Origin of the sequence: Mesorhizobium sp. M0848 (assembly GCF_040319805.1) — a bacterium.
In the GTDB taxonomy this organism is placed as follows: Bacteria; Pseudomonadota; Alphaproteobacteria; order Rhizobiales; family Rhizobiaceae; genus Mesorhizobium.
Window position 1 is genome coordinate 14,117 of sequence record NZ_JAMYOM010000031.1, and the last position, 14,109, is coordinate 28,225.

A 14,109-nucleotide genomic window follows, 5' to 3' on the forward strand; every position below is an offset into this window, starting at 1 on the left:
ACTTGAAGGGAGCAAACATGTCGAGAACCCTCGTGCTCGTGCGCCACGGCCAGAGCGAATGGAATTTGAAAAACCTGTTCACCGGCTGGCGCGACGTCGACCTGACCGAGCAGGGCCATGCCGAGGCCAAGGCCGCCGGCCAGAAACTCAAGGCGCGCGGCCTGAAATTCGACATCGCCTTCACCTCGGCGCTGATCCGGGCGCAAAAGACCTGTCAGCACATCCTCGACGCCGTCGGTCAAAGCGACCTGAAGACCATCCGCGACCAAGCGCTCAACGAGCGCGACTATGGCGACCTTTCCGGCCTCAACAAGGACGATGCCCGCAAGAAATGGGGCGAGGAGCAGGTGCATGTCTGGCGCCGCTCCTACGACGTACCGCCGCCCGCCGGCGAAAGCCTTAAGGACACTGGCGCCCGCGTCTGGCCCTATTACCTGCACGATCTGCAGCCGCATGTGCTGCGCGGCGGCACCGTGCTGGTCGCCGCCCACGGCAACTCGCTGCGCGCGCTGATCATGGCGCTCGACGGCAAGTCGGGCGAGGAGATCGTCAAGCTGGAACTCGGCACCGGCGTGCCGGTCATCTACCAGCTCAACGCCGATTCCACCGTCGCGTCCAAGGAAGTGCTGGACGACTGAGCCGGCGAACGGAGCAACCGCGAAAAAAGCGCGTTGACACACATCGCTTGCCCGCTTACATGAGCCCGCACCAGCCCAGATGGCGGAATTGGTAGACGCGCACGGTTCAGGTCCGTGTTCCGCAAGGAGTGGAGGTTCGAGTCCTCTTCTGGGCACCAAATTCCATTCGGGACTGTGTATGACAGTCCCTCTTAAAAGCCCGCGCAAGCGGGCTTTTTTGTATCTGTGCAATCAGGTGAAAGACTCGCGCGGGTACGCTTAACCGGTTAAGCTCGCCGTTCGGAGAAAAGCGATCCGATGGCGGCGTTAGATGCGGTTCTTAGACTCCTAGGCACGATCAAGATGAGGCTCCGGCGGGCGATGTCTCGAAACGAAGGAACCAATCAAGGCGCCGTCGAACGTATGTCGGTGAAGCAGTATTTGAATTCCGGTGACTTCAATGGGTTACCGGTGCGGGCATTGAAGGGTGACGACGCGACATTGCGCGAAATGATCATCCAACTGATCGCCGATCGACGGATTGATCTCGTGCGAGGAGACTACCATCCGAATCCGCATATCAAGGCGTTTGCAATGGAGTCAGTCGAAGAGCAGATCAGGAAGATTAAAGAAGAAGGGCTTGGCTACGGTTGCCTATACCCAACGCCTGAACTGTTAGCATCAGTCGATCTCGGGAAAGATCTGGGCCAAGAGCCTTATACACTGGAACTGAGCCGTGGTGCTCCACAACTGGACTTTCGAACATTCGACCTTCGGGTTCTGGAATGGTATCGCAATGATCCTCGATACGCCTACGAAGTCGATGATATCCATGGCCAGATTACTATTAAAGACGAATACCGTCATGATAGACAGGCGAACCCGAAGGACACACTTGAACTTTTCCGATTTGGGTTCGCATACGATGACGACATGGTGCGGGCCGTGGCTGTATATCTACGCGACCTACAGGGACTGAATCCGGAACACCAAACGCTGCTCAAGGGCTACGAGCTTCACGGCACATTCAAGCTGCATCCCGACTTCTACAGGAACACCATTCTCGGTCAGTGGTCGGAGAGGGTTTCTATCTACGATGCCTTTCTGGCGGAGAAATCGCACATCAACAAGATGTGCCGGCTCATGGGTAAGCCGCCGCTGTTTCGGACCGAGTATCGTGATCACAAGAGACCGCAAGGTTTCGGGATCATGCTCCGCCCGACTAAGAAGGAGCTTCGCGATTTTACAATGCTCCTTGACCAACTGCTCAGCGATGACATCGATCGCGCCTTCTTTGAAGGAGACATTCCCACGACCGAAATCTTAACGCGGGAAGACGGTTCGAAGACGAAGCAGCCAATTGGTACGATCACGTTGCTGGAGCGTTGGTTTACCAAGCGCTACCGTTCGGCTGAGCCTGACGTTCCAGCCGAGCTTATCAAGGACATCCGAAAGGTTCGAAATGCCCGGCAAAAACCAGCTCATAAGTTGGAAGACAACGAGTTCGAACAGAAGTTCCTAGCGGACCAGAGAGAATTGATTGAGACAGCCTTCAACGCTGCTAGGACCATTCGAATGGCATTGGAAAACCATCCGAAGGTAGTCGGATATGACATCCCTGATTACCTCCGCAATGGAAAAGTTTGGAGCGTCTAAGACAATTAGCTAAGAATCTGCGATCTGGTTCGACGAGATTAAGGCTGGTACAGGGGGTGCCCTTGCTACGGCAATTGGGCACATTCCTGAACTGATCCAGAATCCGCTTCAAACCGAGCCACGGCTTCGCTAGGCTCGAACCCATGGCTCAATCCACCACCCAGATCTTCGGTGCCCGCCGCGACCAGGCGTTCCCCACGCTGGCCGAGGTGGACATCGACCGCATGCGCCGGTTCGGCGAGGCCAGCGCCTATGCGGCCGGCGAGAACATCGTCACGGCGGGCGATGTAGCGCCCGGTCTGATCGTCGTGCTGTCGGGCAGCGTGGATATCACCCAGGACGGGGGGCTCGGCCGGCACGAGACGATCGTCACCCACGGTCCAGGCAGCTTTGTCGGCGAACTGGCGCAGCTTTCGGCCCGTCCCTCGCTGGTCAATGCGCAGGCCGCCGAACCGGTGGAGGCGTTCGTCATCGCCTCGCAGCGGCTGCGCGACCTGATGGTGCAGGAGGCCAATCTCGGCGAGCGCATCATGCGGGCGCTGATCTTGCGCCGCGTCGGGCTTTTGGAGAGCGCCACCAGCGGGCCGATCATCATCGGACCCCAGGACAATGCCGACGTGTTGCGGCTGCAGGGTTTCCTCGCCCGCAGCGGCCAACCGCACCGCGTGCTCGATTCAGACAGCGATCCCTGCGCCAAAACCCTGGTAGAACGCTTCGAGGTCGATCCGCACCACCTGCCGATCGTGCTCTGTCCAAACGGCAGGCTGCTGATGAACCCCGGTGAAAAGGACCTCGCCCGCTGCATCGGCCTGCTGCGGCCGATCGATGCCGATACGGTGTATGACGTGGCCATCGTCGGCGCCGGCCCGGCAGGGCGGGCGGCGGCGGTCTATGCGGCATCCGAAGGCCTGTCGACGATCGTGCTCGATTGCCGTGCCTTCGGCGGACAGGCCGGCGCCTCCTCGCGCATCGAGAATTATCTCGGTTTCCCCACGGGCATTTCGGGCATGGCGCTGATGGCGCGCGCCTACAACCAGGCGCAGAAATTCGGTGTCGAAATGGTGATCCCGGACGAGGCGAAGCTTTTGAGCGCCGCCGCCGACGCGTCAGGCGCCCGCTATCTGCTCGATGTCGGCGACGGCGAGACCGTGCGCGCGCGCAGCGTGGTGATCGCCAGCGGCGCGCGCTATCGCCGCCTCGACATCGCCAATCTGTCGCGGTTCGAGGGGACGTCCGTGCATTACTGGGCGTCGCCCATCGAAGGTCGGCTTTGCGCGGACCAGGAAGTGGCGCTGGTCGGCGCCGGCAATTCGGCCGGACAGGCGGCCGTCTATCTGGCCAGCCATGCGCGGAAGGTGGCACTGCTGGCGCGCGGCGGCAGCCTCGATGCCAGCATGTCGCGCTATCTGGTCGAGCGCATCCGGGCGCAGCCGAACATCGAGGTGCTGACCGGGACCGAAATCGAGGCTCTGGAGGGCGAAGAGGGCAATCTTGCCACAGTGCGCTGGCGCAACCGCGCCAGCGGCGCGAAAACGACGCGCTCGATCCGCCATCTTTTCCTGTTCATCGGCGCTGACCCGAACACCGACTGGCTGGCGAACTGCGATGTGGCGCTGGACGCCAGGGGTTTCGTGCGCACCGGATCGGACATAGGATCGACGCAGATGGAGACCAGCCGCAGCGGCGTGTTCGCCATAGGCGACGTCCGCGCCGGCTCGGTCAAACGGGTCGCGGCGGCTGTCGGCGAAGGCGCCCAGGTGGTCGCGGCATTGCATGCATATCTCGCTCGCGGCAACGCCGACACACCTCGAATGGCAGGAGAGCATGATGGATGAATGCAGACATACGCGCGACATCAGGAAGGTGACGCCGAGCGCCCTCGGCTGCGAGGAATGCCTGAAGAGCGGGTCGCAATGGGTGCATCTGCGGCTCTGCCGCACCTGCGGCCATGTCGGCTGCTGCGACGACTCGCCCAACCGCCACGCCACCAAGCATTTCCACGCCACCCAGCATCCGATCATCGAGGGCTACGATCCGCCCGAAGGCTGGGCATGGTGCTATGTCGACGAGGTTTTTATCGAGCTTGGCGACGATGTGACCCCGCAGAACGGTCCGATCCCGCGCTTTGTTTGAGCGACGCCAGATGGCGAAGGAATCCCGAGGCGCGATCCATCCGGGCTTTCTTGGCGGCAGCCTCCCTGCTGAACGGCTTGGCAGTCAGTCGGCGAAATATAGATATCCCAGCCAGCCGGCCAGCACGATCGAGGCCGCCCAGATACAAACAATGATCACCGCCGCGCTACGGCTCACGGGCCTGTCAGCGGCAAGGGCAGCGGCCTCCCTGTGTTCCGCCATCACCTCGGGCGGTATCATCCTGACCACGGCAAGGACGCCCAAAGGGACAAGGATGACGTCGTCGAGATAGCCGATCACCGGAATGAAATCGGGGATCAGGTCGATTGGCGACAAGGCATAGCCTGCAACACACACGGCAAGCGCCTTGGCATACCAAGGCGTTCGGGGATCGCGAGCGGCGAGGTAGAGCGCATGCACATCGCGCTTGATCGTTCGGGCCCACTCATTCAGTGCCATCGGATGATTTTAACGCCAAATGAAAACCGCCGATAGCGCACGCCCGGCGCCCGCCTCCGGGAGCGTCTCGAAGAACCGATGACCGCTGGTCTACCGCACGGAGCCGGTGACGGTCGGGTCGATCATGCTGGGAACGGACTTGCGTTCGTTTCCGGCAAGCGCCGCTATGATCAGCAGGCTGGCAACCACCGGGACAAACAGGATGGCGACGCGAGCTTGCACGTAAAAGATGGCGCGCCATTCATTGCGCTTGTCGGGGCTGTTGCTCATCATACTCACTTTGTCGGTCCCCCACGCGGTGACATAGCCGCGAACGGTTAAACAACTCCTTCCGACTTCGTTAACCCAGCGGAATTGAGGCGAAATTCCCAAGCGATGCCCCAGATGGCGATGCCAGGCTTCAGTTCAGCCCGATAAGCCTGGCGCCCTGCCGGAACAGCGCCACGGCATCCGGCTCGAAGCGGAAGGTGCCGATGAAATCGTCGGCGCAATAGTCCGGCCTTGTCTTGCGAATGGCGGCGGCGAAGCCGCGCGCCTCGTCGAGCCGTCCGGCCAGCGCCAGGCAGTGCGCGGCGATCGCCAGTATGATGGCGTGGGCGTTGGGCCGCGCCGCCGCCTTCAGCGCCCATTCGGCCGCTTCCTCGAACTGGCCGAGCCGGACATGCGCCATGGCGCGTGCGCCCAGCATGCCGAACAGCAGCGGGTCGAACGGGCTGAGATGGCGCGAATGATCGGAAGAGCCTATCGCCGCTCGCGGGTCGCCCGACTGCGAATGCACGAAGGACAGCGCGTAGTGGCCGAGCGCGAAGTTGGGGCTGAGATCGACAGCCCGTTCCAGTTCGAGTAGCGAACCGTCCTGCTCGCCGCGCAGCCACAGCGCCCGGCCCATTGCCCAATGCGCGGCCGGATTGTGGTCGTCGACCAGCAGGCTGTGTCCGGCGCTCTCGAAGGCCAGCGCGCTTTCGCGGTCGCGGTCGCCCCAGCGCTGGAAGGCGTTCTGCCAGTGGGTGAAGGACAGGCCGGCATAGGCGCGGGCAAAGGTCGGGTCGAGCTGCAAGGCCTGGGCAAAGAAATGCCGCGCCTGCTCGTTTTCGGCCTGGGTGAAGCGGTACATGTGCCAGAGTCCGCGATGGTAGGCCTCCCAGGCGTTGAGCGAGCTGGGCGCCTTCAGCATGGCGCGGTTGCGCTCGACTGTTTCGATCTCGGCCGAGATCGAGGAGACGATGCTGTTGCCGATGTCGTCGAGCACGGAAAAGATGTCATCGGGCCTGCGCTCGAAGGTCTCGGCCCAGACGATCCTGGCGCTGCGCACCTCGATCAGTTCGACGCTGACGATGAGGCGGCCGGACGGGCTGCGCACGGTGCCGGTGGCGACATAGTCGACATTCAGCCGGCGGCCGGCATCCTCGGGCGCGATGTTCTGCTCTGCCAGCGCAAACACCGATCCGCGCGCGATGACGAAGAAGTCCCTGAGCTTGGCCAGGCGGGTGATGATGTCGTGGGTGAAACCGTCGGCCAATCCGCCGCGTCCGCCGCCGACCTCCTCGACAAACGGCATCACCGCCAGCGACGCATGGCTGGGCTCGACCGGGCCGGGTGCGGTCGGCGTGGCCACCAATGGCGATAGTGTGGACAGGCAGGCCGTCCGAAGCGAGATGCCCGACTGTCGGTCACGGATCGCCCGCCAGGCCGCGCGAAGCGGTGCGAAATCCAGTTCTTCCGATTTGAACAACTGTTCTGCCGCCGCCAGATGCTCTTCAGCCGCGCCGATCTCGCCGCGTCCGGCCAGACCTGCCAAAAGTGCCGCATGTGCACGCCGGTCGAACGGCGCCAGTTCCACCCATGTGTCGAGATGGGCGATCGCCTCGTCGCTGTCTGCCGCCAGGCTGCCGACGAGTTGCTCCAGCACGGCGACGTGGCACGAGTGGAAGCGGCGGCGCTGCGCGGTCAGCCAGCTGTTGAAATGCGGGCTGCGCTCGAGCTCCAGCCCATCGAGGAAATCGCCGGCAAACAGTCTGGCCAGCGCCCGCAAGCGCTCGACATCAAGGGTGCCGAGCCCTTGCGTGGCGGCCTGGCTCACCTCCAGCGCATCGACCAGGCAATCGCTCAGATCGAGTGCGACCGTGTCGCCCTGTGTCGCGACCCGGTGTCGGCCCACCGCGTCGAGCGTGCTCCGCAGCTTGCTCAGGCACCAGCGCAGTTCGCCCCTTGGGTCGTTCGGCACATCCCACAACAACTCGCACAGGCGACTGCGGCCGACCGGATGCGGCGCCAGCGCCAGATAGGCGAGCAACGCGCGCAGCTTGCGTGACGCGGGGAGGGCTACCGGAGCGCCGTCGTGGGAGATCATCAGCGGCCCGAGCAGGCGCACCGACAGGTCCGGCATGTCGCCGTCCAGCCTCGATCGGTTGGATTCCACGTGCGTTTCCACGCCTGCTCCCACGCTGGCCTGTCGGCCTCTCCTGTATCACCAAACACGACACGGCGCATCCGGCAGCGGATTTCAGCGCCGGCTACAGCCATTGCCGCTGTGCGGCATGTCAGTCCTAGCGCGGCAAGGTCACCAAACCTCGCCGCCCAACCCGCTGGCTTGTAACCGGCCCGTGAAGACAAAACACGATGACAATCAGGGAGACCAAGATGTTGCAGCAGCAGAAGATCAGAACCACGGCCGGGCGCGGCCGCCTGTTCGACAGCATTCTCGACACCGTCGGCGACACGCCGGTGGTTCGCATCAACAATCTCGGACCGTCCCACGCGACGATCTACGTCAAGGCCGAGTATTTCAATCCCGGCGCCTCGGTGAAGGACCGGCTGGCGCTCAACATCATCGAGGAGGGCGAGCGCAGCGGTGCGCTGAAGCCGGGCCAGACGGTGGTCGAGGCGACCAGCGGCAACACCGGCATCGGCCTCGCCATGGTCTGCGCGCAAAAGGACTATCCGCTGGTCGTCACCATGGCCGACAGTTTTTCGGTCGAGCGCCGCAAGCTGATGCGCATGCTGGGCGCCAAGGTGGTGCTGACGCCGCGCGCCGAAAAAGGTTTCGGCATGTACAAGAAGGCGGTGGAACTGGCCGAGGCCAATGGCTGGTTCCTTGCCCGCCAGTTTGAAACAGCGGCCAACGCCGCCATCCACGAGGCAACGACGGCGCGCGAGATCGTCAATGATTTCGCCGGCTCGCGGCTCGATTGCTTCGTCACCGGCTATGGCACCGGCGGCACGGTGGTCGGCGTGGCGCGCGTGCTGCGCCGCGAGCGTCCGGAAACCCGCATCGTGCTCTCCGAGCCGGCCAACGCGCAGCTCATCGGCAGCGGCAAGGTGCAGCAGCGCGGCACCGATGGTGCCCCGGCCGCCAGCCATCCAGCCTTCGAGCCGCACCCGATCCAAGGCTGGACGCCGGATTTCATCCCCAACGTGCTGCAGGAGGCGATCGACACCAGCCTCTATGACGAGGTGATGCCGATCGCCGGGCCCGAGGGCATCAAATGGGCCAGAGAATTGGCGCGGAAAGAGGGCATCTTCACCGGCATTTCCGGCGGCGCCACCTTCGCCGTGGCGCGGCAGGTCGCGGAGAAGGCGCCGGCCGGCGCGGTGATCCTGTGCATGCTGCCCGACACCGGCGAGCGCTACATGTCGACACCGCTGTTCGACGGCATCGAGGCCGAGATGGATGCCGACGAGACTGCCCTGTCGCGCTCGACGCCCGGCTGTCAGTTTCCCGCGGCTTGACGGAGATCCGTCATGGACGCCATGCAAGAAAACCCCGGCCTGGTGGCCGAGGAAACGCTCGATCCCCTGGACTGGGCCGATGTGCAGGCCCTGTCGCACCGGGTCATCGACGATGCGGTCGATTATCTCCGCGATGTGCGCGACCGCCCGGTCTGGCGGGAGATGCCGGCCGATGTGAGAGAGGCCTTCTCGGCGCCGCTGCCGCGCTCCCCGGCGCCGCTGGATGCTGTCTATGCCGAGGTGTCCCGCACGGTGATGTCCTATCCGATGGGCAATATCCATCCGCGCTTCTGGTCCTGGTATATGGGGTCGAGCAACTTCACCGGCGCGCTCGGCGATTTCCTGGCGGCTATCCAGGGCTCGAACCTCGGCGGCGGCAACCACGCCGCCGGGCTGATGGACAGCCAGGTGGTGAACTGGTGCAAGGAGATGCTGGGCTTTCCAGCTTCTGCCGGCGGCACGCTGGTCAGCGGCGGCTCGATGGCCAACATCATAGGGCTGACCGTGGCGCGCAACGTCAAGGCCGGCATCGACGTGCGTGAGCACGGTGTCGCCGCCATCGAAAAGCCGCTGCGCTTCTACGGCTCGGAGCAGATCCACTCGTGCCACCGCAAGGCGATGGAGGCACTCGGCCTCGGCAACCGGGCACTGCGCCGCATACCGACCGATGCCGGGCTGCGCATCGATATCGCTGCCTTGCGTGCGGCGATCACCGAGGACCGCAGGGCAGGGTTCAAACCGGCCTGCGTCATCGGTACGGCCGGCACGGTCAACACCGGGGCGATCGACGATTTGCAGGCGCTTGCGAAGCTGGCACATGAGGAAGACCTCTGGTTCCATGTCGACGGCTGCATCGGCGCGCTGATCGCGATTGCGCCTGAAAATGCCCATCGCGTCGCCGGCATCGAACGGGCGGATTCGGTCGCGCTCGATCCCCACAAATGGCTGCACGCGCCGTTCGAAGTCGGCTGCGCCCTGGTCAGGGATGCCGCCGCGCATCGCGGGGCCTTCGCTGTGACGCCGGAATATCTGGAATCGACGCCGCGCGGCCTCGCTTCCGGCGAATGGTTGCACGACTACGGCCTGCAGACGTCGCGCGGTTTTCGCGCGCTGAAGGTGTGGATGGCGCTGAAGCAGCATGGCGTCGAAAAATTCGGCCGCCTGATCGACCAGAACATTGCCCAGGCCGTTTATCTTGCCGGCTTGATCGAGGCCGCGCCGCGGTTGCAGCTGGCGGCATCGCCGACCGTCAACATCGTCTGCTTCCGCTATCAGCCCGGTCTGACAGGCGAGGCTCTGAAGGCGCTCAACATGGAGATCATGCTGCGGTTGCAGGAACAGGGTATTGCGGCACTGTCCGACACTACGGTGCATGGCGAGCATTGGCTGCGGGTGGCGATCACCAACCACCGCACACGGCGCGAGGATCTCGATCTTCTGGTGCGGGAAACAGTGCGACTGGGGCGCGAGATCGCAACGCAGGGTTCCGCGCCTTCCTAGTTACGGGCAGGCATGCGATTCTGCCGCGATGATTCGGGAGATCCAGGCCGTGACGCTGTTTCGTATGGTTGCACTGGCAGCGCTGGTCTTCACCGCCTCGGCGCAGGCCGCCGACATGGCCTTCTTCGTCAAGAACCTGCGCAAGGAATCTGTCGCGGTCGAGCTGTTCAGCCGCGATCGTGAGACGGTCTGGCCGGGCAATGACAAGGTGTTCCTGATCGAACCCGAGTCGCAGAAATCCGTGCCGCTGTCCTGCAATCAGGGCGAACATATCTGCTACGGCGCCTGGGCCGACGGCAATGACAGCATCTCCGCCGGCGTCGGGCCGGACAATGACCAGCCCTGCGACACCTGCTGCTTCATCTGCGTGGAACATTCCACCGAGACGATCGATCTGGTGCCGTAGAGCGCGGAAGTTTCGTTGGACCCAAATTAAGTCGGGGATCGGCCCGTCCGGTCCACTTCCGCGATTCAGCGCTGCATGCAATGGTCGCCCCGCGGCCGGGTGGGCCGCTTGTTCGGGGGTTATCATGTTTCATGCCTATGCGCGCCGCATGCTGGCCGCGCTGTCCTTCGTCATGCTGGTTGCGTCGGCGGCGCAAGCCGACGATGTCACCTTCGCCATCAAGAACAGCCACCCGAACGCCATGCGCGTCGAGCTCTACAGCCAGGATCGCGACTATGTCTGGCCGGGCGAGGACAAGGACTACGTCCTCGACGACGGCGAGACCAAGCAGCTGCCGATATCCTGCAACGCGGGCGAATCGATCTGCTACGGCGCCTGGGTCGATGGCGATGAGGGCACCTATTGGGGCGTCGGTCCAGGCAACACGGAAAAATGCGAAGATTGCTGCTACACCTGCAACGGCGGCGAGACCGAGGAGATCGAGCTGGTCCCCTGACCGGTTTGCCAGCTTGACGGTCTTCGGGCCGGAAGCCATGGCCTGTGCAAATACCCAGCGCGCGCCGCCTCGAACTGTTCAGACGCGACGCGCTTCAGGCAAAAGGAGCTCAGCTATGGCCGGCATGGTCGAAAGCGACAAGATCGACGTCGGGTTTTCCGGCAAGCGTTGCATCCATTCGCGCAACTGCGTGCTCGGCGATCCGAATGTCTTCGTGCCCAACGCGCCGGGCCAATGGATCCATCCCGAGGCGGCCAGCGTCGAGAAGATCGTTGCCATCGCCGAAAGCTGCCCCTCGGGCGCCATCACCTACATCAGGAAGGATGGCGGGCCGCAGGAGCAGCCGCCGGTGGTCAACACCGTGCGGCTGCGCGAAAACGGCCCGCTGGCGGTACACGCCGGGATCGTGCTCGACGGCGAGACTTCTTATCGTGCCACGCTCTGCCGCTGCGGCGCCTCGGAAAACAAGCCGTTCTGCGACGGTAGCCACAACAAGTCAGGTTTTGCCGCCACCGGCGAGCCACCGCTGAAGGACACGCTGGCGCTCGAAGCGAGGAATGGTCCGCTGAAAGTGACGCCGACCACCAATGGCCCGCTCAAGCTCGAGGGCAATCTCGAGATCGTCACCGGAACCGGCCATACGGTCGACCGTACCCAACGCGCCTTCCTCTGCCGCTGCGGCCATTCCGCCAACAAGCCGTTCTGCGATGGTACGCACAAGAAGGTGGGGTTTGTGGGGTAGCTGTTTTGGCCGGCGGGACAGCACCCCCTCTGTCCTGCCGGACATCTCCCCCGCAAGGGGGGAGATTGGCAGTTTCCGCCGGCGGCGCCCTTTTCGGCATTGAAGATGGCGAAAGCGGGGATGACATCCGATCTCCCCCCTTGCGGGGGAGATGCCTGGCAGGGCAGAGGGGGGTGCTGTCCCGCCGACCTCGCTTGTTCACCACCACCAACCTACCTACCGTGGCCCAGCGCTCGCGGCTTTATCGTCCGTTCCGTATCGGCTAAGGGCAGGGACAAATAAATTGCCACCCGGACCGCCGCCAAAAAGATGACAGCCAAGACCAAGCCAAAGCCGCTGTTCCTCGGGATCGACACCGGCGGCACCTATACCGACGCCGTGTTGTGGTCTGAGACGGAAGGCCCGCAAGAGGGGCCGAACAAAGGCAAGGTGGTGGCCAAGGCCAAGGCGCTGACCACCAGGCATGATCTTGCCGTGGGTATTTCCGGCGCCGTCGACGCGGTGCTGCAGAAAGCGGGAACCGATCCGGCTGATATCAAGCTGGTGTCGATGTCGACGACGCTTGCCACCAACGCGCTTGTCGAGGGCCAGGGCGGCCGCGTCGCGCTGGTGATGATCGGCTTTTCCGAGGGCGACCTCGCCCGCGACGGGCTGAAGGCCGCGCTCGGCACCGATCCGGTGGTTTTTTGTCCGGGCGGCCACGATGTGCACGGCAATGCCGCCAAGCTCGATCTGTCTGGACTGGAGGCGGCGTTGCCGGAACTCGGCGCCTCGGTGTCCGGCTTTGCCGTCTGCGCCTATTTTGCCACCCGCAATCCGGCGCATGAGATCGCCGCCCGCGAGTTGATCCGCGAAAAGACAGGCCTGCCGGTCACATCGAGCCACGAGCTGTCGGCCAAGCTCGGCGGCCCGCGCCGGGCACTCACCACTCTGCTCAACGCCAGGCTGATCTCAATGATCGACCGGCTGGTGGCGGCAACCGAAGGCTTTCTCCAGGCGCGCAACATTGCAGCCCCGCTGATGGTGGTGCGCGGCGACGGTGCGCTGGTTTCGGCAGCGTTTGCCCGCCAGCGGCCGATCGAGACCATCCTGTCCGGCCCGGCCGCCAGCCTGGTCGGCGCCCGCCACATGACCGGGCTCGACAATGCCATGGTGTCGGACATCGGCGGCACCACCACCGACGTCGCCGTGCTCGATGGCGGCCGTCCCAGGCTCGACCCGGAAGGCGCCACCGTCGGCGGCTTCCGCACCATGGTCGAGGCCGTCGCCATGCGCACCTTCGGCCTCGGCGGCGATTCCGAAGTGGCGCTGGAAGATGGCGCGCTCAACCCGAAGATCCTGCTCGGGCCGCGCCGCCTGGTGCCGTTGGCGCTGGCCGGCATGGCGCACGGTACAGCTGTCACCTCCGAACTCGAACGCCAGCTGCGGGCGCCCAATCCCGGCCGCATGGACGGCCGCTTCGCGGTGCGCACCGGCGTGCCGGACCGGCTCGCCGCCGGCCTGACCGGCGCCGAAGCCAGGCTCTACGAGCTGATCGGTGCCGTGCCGCTCGCCGTCGACAGGCTTTTGAGTTCCAACGCGCAGAACGCGACGCTGAACCGGCTGGTGTCGCGCGGGCTGGTGCATGTCGCCGGCTTCACCCCGTCGGACGCCGCCCATGTGCTGGGCAAGCAGGCGAACTGGGATCCCATCGCCGCGCGCCTCGGCGCCGAACTGTTCGCCCGCAAGCGTGACGGCCGTGGCCAGAACATCGCCGCTTCGCCGGAAGCGATTTCGGAACGGGTGCTGGTGACGCTGACGCGCTGGTCGGCCGAATATATCCTCGAGACCGCCTTTGCCGAGGATGGGCTCGATGGCGCGTCGACGGTGGCGCACGCCCTGGTGCAGCGCGCGGTCGACGCGCATCCCGGCATCGCCCGCCTGAGCGTTGCGCTCGACCGCCCGGTCATCGGCCTCGGCGCCTCGGCGCCGCTGCACTATGCCGGGCTGCCGCCGCTGATCGGCAATGACTGCGTGGTGCCCAGGGATACCGATGTCGCCAACGCGCTCGGCGCCGTCGTCGGCCAGGTCAGGGTATCGGCCGAGGCGCGGGTCAGCCAGCCCATGGAAGGGCTGTTTCGTCTCGCCTCGGGCGAGACCGTGCGCGATTTCCTCGACGAGGCGACGGCGATCGCGGCGGCCGAGGCCGATGTCCGCGCCATCGTCGCGGAGCGCGCCAGGGATGCCGGCACCGACAGCGCCGAGATCGACGTCGCCACCGAATTCCGGGTCTCGACCGTCGAAGCCCAGCGCATGTTCATCGAGGCGCATGTCGTGGCCGTGGCCTCGGGAAGGCCGCGCATTGCGGTTTGAGCGGGGCAGCGAAATACGC

The 14,109-nt window shown here is 64.4% G+C and carries 13 protein-coding genes and 1 tRNA gene; 11 read left to right on the forward strand and 3 right to left on the reverse strand.

Features of this window, described 5'->3' with window-relative positions; translation table 11 throughout:
* Positions 1–17 precede the first annotated feature (17 nt).
* The 5 genes from NKH95_RS28385 to NKH95_RS28405 all read left to right on the forward strand — a co-directional run bounded on the left by NKH95_RS28385 (position 18) and on the right by NKH95_RS28405 (position 4,406).
* Positions 18–638 (forward strand): 2,3-bisphosphoglycerate-dependent phosphoglycerate mutase, encoded by a 621-nt coding sequence (locus NKH95_RS28385; protein WP_127268270.1) that lies wholly within the window; start codon positions 18–20, stop codon positions 636–638.
* A 73-nt stretch (positions 639–711) separates the two neighbouring features.
* Positions 712–796, forward strand: a tRNA-Leu gene (locus NKH95_RS28390).
* 139 nt (positions 797–935) lie between these two features.
* Complete coding sequence (locus NKH95_RS28395; RefSeq protein ID WP_352893945.1) at positions 936–2,273, forward strand: hypothetical protein; 1,338 nt, start codon at positions 936–938, stop codon at positions 2,271–2,273.
* Positions 2,274–2,416: 143 nt separating this feature from the next.
* Positions 2,417–4,108 carry an FAD-dependent oxidoreductase gene (locus NKH95_RS28400; protein ID WP_352893947.1) on the forward strand — a complete coding sequence of 564 codons (1,692 nt, stop codon included), beginning with the start codon at positions 2,417–2,419 and terminating at the stop codon, positions 4,106–4,108.
* Positions 4,098–4,406 (forward strand): UBP-type zinc finger domain-containing protein, encoded by a 309-nt coding sequence (locus NKH95_RS28405; protein WP_164893051.1) that lies wholly within the window; start codon positions 4,098–4,100, stop codon positions 4,404–4,406. The genes NKH95_RS28400 and NKH95_RS28405 overlap by 11 nt, the downstream gene beginning before the upstream one ends.
* A gap of 84 nt (positions 4,407–4,490) precedes the next feature.
* Here the strand turns inward: NKH95_RS28405 and NKH95_RS28410 are convergent, their stop codons facing one another.
* The 3 genes from NKH95_RS28410 to NKH95_RS28420 all read right to left on the reverse strand — a co-directional run bounded on the left by NKH95_RS28410 (position 4,491) and on the right by NKH95_RS28420 (position 7,251).
* A complete protein-coding gene (locus NKH95_RS28410) occupies positions 4,491–4,865 on the reverse strand; it encodes a YkvA family protein (RefSeq protein WP_128305271.1) in 375 nt (124 codons plus the stop codon).
* A 90-nt stretch (positions 4,866–4,955) separates the two neighbouring features.
* A complete protein-coding gene (locus tag NKH95_RS28415; RefSeq protein WP_013528612.1) occupies positions 4,956–5,138 on the reverse strand; it encodes a hypothetical protein in 183 nt (60 codons plus the stop codon).
* Positions 5,139–5,265: 127 nt separating this feature from the next.
* On the reverse strand, positions 5,266–7,251 hold the full coding sequence (locus tag NKH95_RS28420) for a BTAD domain-containing putative transcriptional regulator (protein WP_352893971.1): 1,986 nt from the start codon (positions 7,249–7,251) through the stop codon (positions 5,266–5,268).
* A gap of 254 nt (positions 7,252–7,505) precedes the next feature.
* Here NKH95_RS28420 and NKH95_RS28425 point away from each other — a divergent pair, with 254 nt between their 5' ends.
* The 6 genes from NKH95_RS28425 to NKH95_RS28450 all read left to right on the forward strand — a co-directional run bounded on the left by NKH95_RS28425 (position 7,506) and on the right by NKH95_RS28450 (position 14,090).
* Positions 7,506–8,594: a PLP-dependent cysteine synthase family protein gene (locus NKH95_RS28425; protein ID WP_352554382.1), complete on the forward strand. Its 1,089-nt coding sequence runs from the start codon at positions 7,506–7,508 to the stop codon at positions 8,592–8,594.
* Between the two features lie 12 nt (positions 8,595–8,606).
* Positions 8,607–10,094, forward strand: a complete 1,488-nt coding sequence (locus NKH95_RS28430; protein WP_352868589.1) for a pyridoxal phosphate-dependent decarboxylase family protein — start codon at positions 8,607–8,609, stop codon at positions 10,092–10,094.
* Positions 10,095–10,143: 49 nt separating this feature from the next.
* Complete coding sequence (locus NKH95_RS28435; protein ID WP_352893950.1) at positions 10,144–10,500, forward strand: hypothetical protein; 357 nt, start codon at positions 10,144–10,146, stop codon at positions 10,498–10,500.
* A gap of 124 nt (positions 10,501–10,624) precedes the next feature.
* Positions 10,625–10,996, forward strand: coding sequence for a hypothetical protein (locus tag NKH95_RS28440; RefSeq protein WP_023814184.1), 372 nt, complete (start codon positions 10,625–10,627; stop codon positions 10,994–10,996).
* A 115-nt stretch (positions 10,997–11,111) separates the two neighbouring features.
* Positions 11,112–11,738, forward strand: coding sequence for a CDGSH iron-sulfur domain-containing protein (locus NKH95_RS28445; protein WP_352442629.1), 627 nt, complete (start codon positions 11,112–11,114; stop codon positions 11,736–11,738).
* 309 nt (positions 11,739–12,047) lie between these two features.
* The gene (locus NKH95_RS28450) at positions 12,048–14,090 is read left to right on the forward strand and encodes a hydantoinase/oxoprolinase N-terminal domain-containing protein (RefSeq protein ID WP_352893953.1); all 2,043 of its coding nucleotides are present in this window, start codon (positions 12,048–12,050) and stop codon (positions 14,088–14,090) included.
* The last annotated feature ends 19 nt before the right edge of the window (positions 14,091–14,109 follow it).

What these genes read in the sequence shown, in the direction of transcription:
- NKH95_RS28420 (WP_352893971.1), bottom strand. Translation starts at nt 7,251, where the DNA reads ATGCCGGACCTGTCGGTGCGCCTGCTCGGGCCGCTGATGATCTCCCAC.
- NKH95_RS28395 (WP_352893945.1), top strand. Translation starts at nt 936, where the DNA reads ATGGCGGCGTTAGATGCGGTTCTTAGACTCCTAGGCACGATCAAGATG.
- NKH95_RS28440 (WP_023814184.1), top strand. Translation starts at nt 10,625, where the DNA reads ATGTTTCATGCCTATGCGCGCCGCATGCTGGCCGCGCTGTCCTTCGTC.
- NKH95_RS28450 (WP_352893953.1), top strand. Translation starts at nt 12,048, where the DNA reads ATGACAGCCAAGACCAAGCCAAAGCCGCTGTTCCTCGGGATCGACACC.
- NKH95_RS28410 (WP_128305271.1), bottom strand. Translation starts at nt 4,865, where the DNA reads ATGGCACTGAATGAGTGGGCCCGAACGATCAAGCGCGATGTGCATGCG.
- NKH95_RS28430 (WP_352868589.1), top strand. Translation starts at nt 8,607, where the DNA reads ATGGACGCCATGCAAGAAAACCCCGGCCTGGTGGCCGAGGAAACGCTC.
- NKH95_RS28385 (WP_127268270.1), top strand. Translation starts at nt 18, where the DNA reads ATGTCGAGAACCCTCGTGCTCGTGCGCCACGGCCAGAGCGAATGGAAT.
- NKH95_RS28425 (WP_352554382.1), top strand. Translation starts at nt 7,506, where the DNA reads ATGTTGCAGCAGCAGAAGATCAGAACCACGGCCGGGCGCGGCCGCCTG.
- NKH95_RS28415 (WP_013528612.1), bottom strand. Translation starts at nt 5,138, where the DNA reads ATGATGAGCAACAGCCCCGACAAGCGCAATGAATGGCGCGCCATCTTT.
- NKH95_RS28400 (WP_352893947.1), top strand. Translation starts at nt 2,417, where the DNA reads ATGGCTCAATCCACCACCCAGATCTTCGGTGCCCGCCGCGACCAGGCG.
- NKH95_RS28445 (WP_352442629.1), top strand. Translation starts at nt 11,112, where the DNA reads ATGGCCGGCATGGTCGAAAGCGACAAGATCGACGTCGGGTTTTCCGGC.
- NKH95_RS28405 (WP_164893051.1), top strand. Translation starts at nt 4,098, where the DNA reads ATGATGGATGAATGCAGACATACGCGCGACATCAGGAAGGTGACGCCG.